At 68.4% G+C, this 7,586-nt stretch carries 6 protein-coding genes; 5 read left to right on the forward strand and 1 reads right to left on the reverse strand.

The features are described 5' to 3' along the window. The coding region (locus P5F91_RS00730; RefSeq protein ID WP_277906147.1) for an autotransporter family protein at positions 1-1,867 on the forward strand (1,867 nt) is incomplete at its 5' end. Positions 1,868-1,906: 39 nt separating this feature from the next. On the opposite strand, the gene P5F91_RS00735 is transcribed toward P5F91_RS00730, so the two are convergent. Next, a complete protein-coding gene (locus P5F91_RS00735) occupies positions 1,907-2,380 on the reverse strand; it encodes an Lrp/AsnC family transcriptional regulator (protein WP_145612795.1) in 474 nt (157 codons plus the stop codon). A 131-nt stretch (positions 2,381-2,511) separates the two neighbouring features. Here P5F91_RS00735 and P5F91_RS00740 point away from each other — a divergent pair, with 131 nt between their 5' ends. The 4 genes from P5F91_RS00740 to lpdA are packed head-to-tail and all read left to right on the forward strand — an operon-like array spanning position 2,512 to position 7,511. Further along, complete coding sequence (locus tag P5F91_RS00740) at positions 2,512-3,765, forward strand: thiamine pyrophosphate-dependent enzyme (RefSeq protein WP_277906148.1); 1,254 nt, start codon at positions 2,512-2,514, stop codon at positions 3,763-3,765. Positions 3,766-3,769: 4 nt separating this feature from the next. Further along, positions 3,770-4,783 (forward strand): alpha-ketoacid dehydrogenase subunit beta, encoded by a 1,014-nt coding sequence (locus P5F91_RS00745; RefSeq protein WP_277906149.1) that lies wholly within the window; start codon positions 3,770-3,772, stop codon positions 4,781-4,783. 3 nt (positions 4,784-4,786) lie between these two features. After that, a complete protein-coding gene (locus tag P5F91_RS00750; RefSeq protein WP_277906150.1) occupies positions 4,787-6,091 on the forward strand; it encodes a dihydrolipoamide acetyltransferase family protein in 1,305 nt (434 codons plus the stop codon). 4 nt (positions 6,092-6,095) lie between these two features. After that, positions 6,096-7,511, forward strand: a complete 1,416-nt coding sequence (gene lpdA, locus P5F91_RS00755) for a dihydrolipoyl dehydrogenase (RefSeq protein WP_277906151.1) — start codon at positions 6,096-6,098, stop codon at positions 7,509-7,511. Positions 7,512-7,586 lie beyond the last annotated feature (75 nt).

Below are 7,586 nucleotides of genomic sequence, written 5' to 3' on the forward strand. Positions count from 1 at the left end.
TATCACCGGCCTCAGTGCCAATGCCGTGACCAGCGGCAGCACCCTGCTGGCGGCGGCTGGCAACGACTACATCGGCGCCAGCCTGGATACGCTCAGTGTCACGGGCACCCTGGCCAACACGGCCGGCGGGGCCACGGCGCTGTACGTTGCGGCCACGGGCACCTTGGGCAGCCTGTCCAACAGCGGCACCATCAGCGGCAACGTGGTCAACCTCGGCGCTAACGACTTGGTGGTGACGGGGGCCGCTACAACCACGGCACCGGGCGTGTTCACCGGTGGCACCATCGACAACCGCCTGTCCAACCTGCGCTTCACCAGCGGTGTGGTGCGGCTGGCCGACGCGGTGAACGTTACCGGGCACAGCGTGGTCAACAGCGGGGCCACCCTGCTGGTGAACAGCGCGGTGAACATCACCGGCGGCTATAGCCAGACCGCCGGCGCCCTGGTGATCGGCGCCACGTCGCAGACCAGCTACGGCACCCTGGTGATCAGTGGCGGCGCCAGCCTGACGGGCGGGTCGGTGACGCTGCAGGGGGCCGGCGGCAACGCCCTGCAGGCCGGCACCTACACCATCGCGGCGGCGGGCGGCGGCCTCAGCCTCAGCGGTGTCAGCTTCAACGCCACCGGCTATACCGTCAGTTCCGCCACCGTCACGGTGGGCGGCACCACCGACCTGGTGGTGACGGTGGCGGGTACCGCTACCAACTATACCGCCGTGGGCGTGGCCCAGGGCGGTGCGGCGGTGGGCTCCGGCGCCGCGCTGGACCAGATCGCGGCCCTGGCGTCCTCGTCCATCACCAGCACCGCGCAGGTGGCGGCGTTCACGCAGCAGGTGCTGGCGCCCTTGGCCAAACTGTCGGTGGAGGCCAAGCAGGTGGCCGTGGCCCAGCTGGCCCCCAGCCAGCTGACGCCGCAGCTGACGGCCACGGCCGTCACCCCCACCACCACGGCCATCAGCCAGCACCAGGAAACGGTGGCGGGGCTGATGGATGGCAGCGGCAAGGGGGCCGCCGCCGGTTCGGAAGGCCGTGAGGGGGTGATCTGGGGTGAAATCCTGGGCGGCGGCGTGCTGCGCGGCACGACGACTGAAGCGGCGGGGTATCGGGCCAGCAGCTCCGGCGTGGTGCTGGGCGCCGACTGGTTCGCCAGTGACGAGGTCATGGCCGGCCTGGCCTTCAGCTGGATCAACAGCGCGTCGGTGGGCCAGGGCGTCATGGCCGGCAGCACCACCCGGGTGGGCAGCTACCAGCTGACGGCCTACAGCGTCTGGCGGCCGGACTTCGCCGACCAGAAGCTGTCGGTCGAGGGCCAGGTGGGCTGGGGCTACAACCACTTCGACCAGCGTCGTGTCATCCAGTTCCTGGGGGCCCGGGCCAACGCCAATTATGGCGGGGAGCAGTACTTGGGCAAGGTGACGGTGGGCTACGACCTGCCGCTGGCGGCCGACTTCACCCTGACGCCGCAGGTCAGCGTGCGGGCGGTGCGCCTGACCAACCACGCCTATGACGAGCGGGACGCGGGTGTCGCCAACATGGCCATCGACGCGCTGGTGACCAACGCCATCACCCATGAGGTGGGTGTGAAGCTGGACACCCGTATCGACACCGGCATCGGCCGCCTGTTCCCTGACCTGCGGGTGTTCTGGGTGCACGACTACCTGAACGGTCCCATCGCCACCACGGGTGCGTTGGCCGGCGTGACCTTCGCCAGCACCACCGGCCGGCCGCAGGCCGATGGCCTGGGTGTCGCCTTGGGCGCCACCGTGGAGCAGTCGGACGGGTTCAAGCTGCGGCTGGAATACAACGGCGAATACCGCCACGACTACCAGGGCCACTCCGGCGTGCTGCGGGCCAGCTGGGACTTCTGAGTAAGGGCGCCGGTCTCAAAGCCGGCGCCCTTACTCTTTTCAGGCCACGATGGGCAGGCTGGTGGTCAGCTTGACGCAGCTGAGGGCGAAGCGGGAGTTGACCGCCGCCACGCCCGGCAGGTGCAGCAGCACCTTCTTCAGGAAATGCTCATAGCTTTCCACGCTGCTGACGATGATGCGCATGAGGTAGTCGCCCTCGCCGCCGGCCATGCAGAAGCACTCCACGATCTCCGTCCGGGTGCGCACCACCTGTTCCAGAGCCTCCAGCGTGTCCTCGTCATGCTGCTTCAGCCGCACCTCGGCGAAGACGGTGATGGGCAGGTCCAGGGCCTTGGCGTCCAGCAGCAGGGCCCGGCCCAGGATGATGCCGTCCTCCTCCAGCCGCTTCAGGCGGCGCCAGCAGGGGGTGTGGGACAGGCCGACCTTGGCCGCCAGGTCGGCGGTGGAGATGTCGGGATTTTCCTGCAATGCCATCAGGATACGCCGGTCGATCCTGTCCAACGCAATCGCCATCCTAAATTCCCCCCGTTTCGCGCGTTGTCCATTTCTATTACGGGCTGACTTAAGGCGTATCAGATATTTTTTTTCCAGGTCCCACCCCACATCCTAGGGGCAACAGGAAGGCACGGGAGGGACCAGGAAACATGTCGCCCCAAGACCCAATCGGCGCGCCGAACCGGCCGCCGTTGCAGCTGCACATACCGGAGCCGCCGGCCCGGCCGGGCCAGGCGCCCCGCTTCGACCATCTGCCCTTTTCCCCCGCCGGTGCCATCCGCCGGCCGGATCCTGGCGTGGCGGAGCCGGAAATCCGCGACCTGCCCTACGGCCTCATCCGCGTGCTGGATGACGAAGGCAGGGCGGTTGGGCCCTGGGACCCCGGCCTGGATGCCGAGACGCTGCGCCGCGGCCTCAAGGTCATGGCCCAGACCCGGGCCTTCGACGACCGCATGTTCCGTGCCCAGCGCCAGGGCAAGACCAGCTTCTACATGAAGTCGACGGGGGAGGAGGCCATCGGCGCCGCCCAGTCTATGATGCTGGACCGCGACGACATGTGCTTCCCCACATACCGGGTGCTGAGTTGGCTGTGGGCGCGGGACTATCCCATGCTCGACCTGGTCAACCAGATCTTCTCCAACGAGGGCGACCCCCTGAAAGGCCGCCAGCTGCCCATTCTGTTTTCCGCCCGCGACTATGGCTTCTATTCGCTGTCAGGCAATCTGGGCACGCGCTTCAGCCAGGCGGTGGGTTGGGCCATGGCCTCGGCCTATCGCGGCGACACCAAGATCGCGCTGGCCTATGTCGGCGACGGCACCACGGCGGAGGGCGACTTCCATGAGGCGCTGACCTTCGCCGCCGTCTACCGCGCCCCGGTCATCCTGTGCGTCACCAACAACCAGTGGGCCATTTCCAGCTACGCCGGCATCGCCGGGGCGGAGTCCACCACCTTCGCCGCCAAGGCCATCGCCTACGGCCTGCCCGGTCTGCGGGTGGACGGCAACGACTTCCTGGCGGTGTGGGCCGCCACCGTGTGGGCGGCGGAGCGGGCGCGCACCAACAAGGGCGCCACCCTGATCGAGTTCGTGACCTATCGCGCCGCCGGCCATTCCACCAGCGACGACCCCACCCGCTACCGGCCGGCAGAGGAGGCGGCGTGCTGGCCCCTGGGCGACCCCATCGAACGGCTGAAGATCCACCTGATCGCGCGCGGCGAATGGTCGGCCGAGCGCCACACCCAGATGGAGGCCGAACTGGCCGACGGCGTGCGCGCCGCGGTGAAGGAAGGCGAACGCATCGGCACCCTGGGCCAGTCCAAGCCGCCCGTGCGCCAGATGTTCGAAGACGTGTTCAAGGAGCCCGATTGGCGCGTCCTGGAACAGCGCCGTGAACTGGGGGTCTGATCCGATGCCCAAGATGGACATGATCCAGGCCTTGAACTCCGCCCTGGATGTGATGATGAGCCAGGACCCCGACGTCCTGGTGTTCGGTGAGGATGTGGGCTATTTCGGCGGCGTCTTCCGCGTCACCGACGGCTTGCAGAAGAAGCATGGGCTGAAGCGCTGCTTCGACACGCCGATTTCCGAGGGCGGCATCATCGCCACCGCCATCGGCATGGGCGCCTACGGGCTACGCCCCGTGGCGGAAATCCAGTTCGCCGACTACATCCTGCCGGCCTTCGACCAGCTGGTGTCGGAGGCCGCCCGCCTGCGCTACCGCTCGGGCGGGGAGTTCTGGGCGCCCATCACCGTGCGCTCCCCCTACGGCGGCGGCATTTTCGGTGGCCAGACCCACAGTCAGAGCCCGGAGGCCATCTTCGCCCACGTCACGGGCCTGAAGACGGTTATCCCCTCCAACCCTTATGACGCCAAGGGCCTACTGATCGCGTCCATCGAGGATGACGACCCGGTCATCTTCTTGGAGCCCAAGCGCATCTACAACGGTCCCTTCGACGGCCACCACGACCGCGCGCTGAAGACCTGGGCCGAATCCCCCGGGTCGGATGTGCCGGAGGGGCACTACACCGTGCCGCTGGGCAAGGCGGCGGTGGTGAGGGAAGGGCGCGAGGCGACGGTGCTGGCCTACGGCACCATGGTGCACGTGGCCAAGTCGGGCATCGAGGAATCGGGCGTGGATGCCGAACTGATCGACCTGCGCAGCATCGTGCCGCTGGATATTGACACCATCGTCACCTCGGTCAAGAAGACTGGCCGCTGCGTCATCCTGCATGAGGCCTCGCGCTTTGGCGGCTTCGGCGGCGAGCTGTCATCCCTGCTGCAGGAGCGTTGCTTCTATCACCTGAAAAGCCCCATCGGCCGGGTGGCGGGCTGGGACACGCCCTACCCGCATGCGTTCGAGTGGGACTATTTCCCGGGCCCCGCGCGCCTCGCCGCGGCCCTGAAGCGCGTCATGGAGGACTGACCCATGGGCACCTACCTGTTCCGCCTGCCCGACGTGGGCGAAGGCGTGGTCGAGGCCGAGATCGTCAAATGGCGGGTGCAGCCGGGCGACCATGTGCGCGAGGACCAGGATCTGGTCGATGTCATGACCGACAAGGCCACGGTGGAGATGAGCGCGCCCGTGGATGGCGTGGTCACCGCCATCCATGGCGAGGTCGGCCAGATGATGGCCGTGGGCAGCGTGCTGGTGGAACTGGAGGTGGAGGGGGCCGGCAACGCCGACACCGCCCGCCCGGCGCCCAAGGCGGAGGCCAAGCTGGAACCGAAGCCGCAACCCAAGCCCGGGCCGAAACAGGAACCGGTTCAGGGTGACGCGAAGCCCGCGCCCAAGCCGGTGGAGCAGCCCAAGCCGCGGCCGGCCAAGGCGAAGGCCGCGGCCTTCACCACCCGCCTGGCCGAGGATGCGCCCCTGGCCGCCCCGGCCACCCGGCGGCGGGCGCATGAGCTGGGCATCCCGCTGCAGTACGTGCCCGGCACCGGCCCCGGCGGCCGCATCACGCCGGAGGATCTGGACGCCTATATCGCCGGCGGCGGCGCCATCCCCACGGGCGACGCGCGCTACACCGCGCGGGACGGCGTGGAGGAAACCAAGATCATCGGCCTGCGCCGCAAGATCGCGGAGAAGATGCAGGATTCCAAGCGCCGCATCCCCCACTTCACCTATGTGGAGGAATGCGACCTGACGGAGCTGGAGGCCCTGCGCCAGGACCTGAACGAGAACAAGCAGCCGGACCAGCCCAAGCTGACCCTGCTGCCCTTCTTCATGCGCGCGGTGGTGCGCATCCTGCCCGAGTTCCCGCACATCAACAGCCGCTACGACGACGATGCCGGGGTGCTGCACACCTATGAGGGCGTGCACATCGGCATCGCCACGCAGACGCCCAACGGCCTGATCGTGCCGGTGGTGCGCCATGCCGAGACGCGAGACCTGTGGGATTGCGCCGCCGAGCTGGCACGGGTCAGCAAAGCCGCCCGCGACGGTACCGCGGCCCGCGATGAACTGAGTGGGTCGACCATCACGCTGACCAGCTTAGGCGCCTTGGGCGGCATCGCCGCCACGCCGGTGATCAATCATCCCGAGGTCGCCATCATCGGTCCCAATAAGCTGGTGGAGCGCCCGGTGGTCAACGGGTCCTTCATCACGGTGCGCAAGGTGATGAACCTGTCGTCCTCCTTCGATCACCGCATCGTCGACGGCTATGACGCCGCCCGTTTCATCCAGCGGCTGAAGCGCCTGCTGGAACACCCCGCCCTTATCTTCATGGACTGACGTCATGGCCGAGACCATCAAGACACCCGTCCTCAATGCTGGCGTGCTTGTTGTCGGCGGCGGGCCCGGCGGCTACGTCGCCGCCATCCGCGCCGGCCAGCTGGGGCTGGATACCGTGCTGGTGGATGCCGACCGCCTGGGCGGAACCTGCCTCATCCGGGGCTGCATCCCGTCCAAGGCGCTGATCCACGCCGCGGGCCTCTATGAGGAAATGACCTTGGCGGCCGCCTCGTCCGGCCGCTTCGGCATCCATCTGGATGCCAAGCCGGCGCTGAACTTCAGCGAGACCATGGCCTGGAAGGAGGGCGTGGTCGACCGGCTGAACGGCGGGGTCACCGCGCTGCTGAAGCGGGCGAAGGTGCGCACCCTGGCCGGTAGGGCCGTGTTCAGCGACGCCAAGCGCTGCACCGTGGAGACGGCGGACGGCCCCGTCACCGTGGTGGCGGAGAACGTGATCCTGGCCACCGGCTCGCTGCCGGTGGAACTGCCCAACCTGCCATTCGGCGATAAGGTCATCTCCTCCACCGGCGCCCTGTCGCTGACGGCGGTGCCCAAGCGGCTGGTGGTGGTGGGCGCCGGCTATATCGGCCTGGAACTGGGCATCGCCTACGCCAAACTGGGCGCCCAGGTCACGGTGGTGGAGGCGCAGGACCGCATCCTGCCGCTGTACGATGCCCAGCTGACCCAGCCGGTGCGCCGTTGGCTGGAAAAGCACGGTGTCACGGTGCATTTGGGCGCCAAGGCGCTTGGCCAGGAAGGCCAGGGCCTGGCCATCGAGACCCAGGACGGCCAACGCCAAGTGCTGCCGGCCGACCATATCCTGGTCACGGTCGGCCGCCGGCCCAATACCGAGGGCTGGGGGCGCGAGGCCATGGGCCTGGCCATGAACGGCCGCTTCATCGCCGTGGACGACCGCTGCGCCACGCCGACGACGGGCGTCTACGCCATCGGCGACGTGGTGGGCGAGCCCATGCTGGCGCACAAGGCGTCCGCCCAGGGCGAGATGGTGGCGGAGATCATCGCCGGGAAGCGGCGCCGTTTCGATCCCGTATCGATTGTGGCGGTCTGCTTCACCGAGCCGGAGATCGTCACGGTGGGCTTAGGCCCCGACGAGGTGCCAGCGGGCATCGAGACGGTGGTGGGGCAATTCCCCTGGGCCGCCAACGGCCGCGCCCTGTCCATGGACGCGGGCGACGACGGCGGTTTCGTCCGGGTGGTGGCGCGCAAGGCCGACCACCGCATCCTGGGCCTGCAGGCCGTGGGCCGCCATATCTCCGAACTCGCCGGCGAGTTTGCGACGCTGTTGGAGATGGGCGCCGTCCTGGAGGATGTGGCCGGCATCATCCACGCCCATCCGACCCTGAGCGAAGGCGTGCACGAAAGCGCCCTGAAGGCCCTGGGCCACGCTATCCACATCTGATCCCGGCACATTTGGAACCACCATGACCTTCACCATCGAGCGCACCGCCACCCCCACCGACGCCGCCACCCTGGT

The sequence above is a fragment of the Nitrospirillum amazonense genome, assembly GCF_029594735.1.
In the GTDB taxonomy this organism is placed as follows: Bacteria; Pseudomonadota; Alphaproteobacteria; order Azospirillales; family Azospirillaceae; genus Nitrospirillum; species Nitrospirillum amazonense.

Coding starts and splice junctions, on each gene's coding strand:
- P5F91_RS00735 (WP_145612795.1), bottom strand. CDS start 2,380: ATGGCGATTGCGTTGGACAGGATCGACCGGCGTATCCTGATGGCATTG.
- P5F91_RS00740 (WP_277906148.1), top strand. CDS start 2,512: ATGTCGCCCCAAGACCCAATCGGCGCGCCGAACCGGCCGCCGTTGCAG.
- P5F91_RS00745 (WP_277906149.1), top strand. CDS start 3,770: ATGCCCAAGATGGACATGATCCAGGCCTTGAACTCCGCCCTGGATGTG.
- P5F91_RS00750 (WP_277906150.1), top strand. CDS start 4,787: ATGGGCACCTACCTGTTCCGCCTGCCCGACGTGGGCGAAGGCGTGGTC.
- lpdA (WP_277906151.1), top strand. CDS start 6,096: ATGGCCGAGACCATCAAGACACCCGTCCTCAATGCTGGCGTGCTTGTT.